Consider the following 526-nt stretch of genomic DNA (forward strand, 5'->3'; position numbering starts at 1 on the left):
GGGCCGCGGCCGACAGCCTCGAGGGCCGCTACTTCGGGCCCCTCCCCGCCAGCTCAATCGTCGCCCGAGCGCTCCCGATATGGACCGACGCCGACGGTGGTGGACGCTTTCATTGGCACGTCGGCGACACGCCGGACGTGCCCTGATCCCCCTTCCAACCGCCAGACAGAGGAGTCCCCCCATGGCACAGATCGGTCAGTTCACGCGCACCCAGTCCGGCTATTCAGGGCGTGTTCGCACGCTCTCGCTCGACCTCGCGCTTGTCTTTGTTCCGGCCGACAACGCCGATGTCGAGAACGCCCCGGACTACCGCATCCGTCTCGGTGACGAGGACGGCGTCGAGATCGGCGCCGGATGGTTGCAGACCGGCGACCGTGCAGGCGCCTATATCTCCGTCCTTCTCGACGATCCCTCGCTCGTCCAGCCGATCCGCGCGCGACTCTTTCAGTCGGATGGGGACGGTCGTGATTGGGGCCTGCACTGGACACGCCAGAAGAAGCGCGACGATCAGGACAAGGCGCAGGAC

1 protein-coding gene is annotated in these 526 nt (G+C 66.9%); it reads left to right on the forward strand.

What is annotated here, in order from left to right; translation table 11 throughout:
• Window positions 1-181 precede the first annotated feature (181 nt).
• Window positions 182-526, forward strand: a 345-nt coding sequence (locus EOA86_RS34460) for a DUF736 domain-containing protein (RefSeq protein ID WP_164892318.1), incomplete at its 3' end; no start/stop codon positions are given.

Origin of the sequence: Mesorhizobium sp. M5C.F.Ca.IN.020.32.2.1 (assembly GCF_004023105.1) — a bacterium.
GTDB classification, from domain to species: Bacteria; Pseudomonadota; Alphaproteobacteria; order Rhizobiales; family Rhizobiaceae; genus Mesorhizobium; species Mesorhizobium wenxiniae.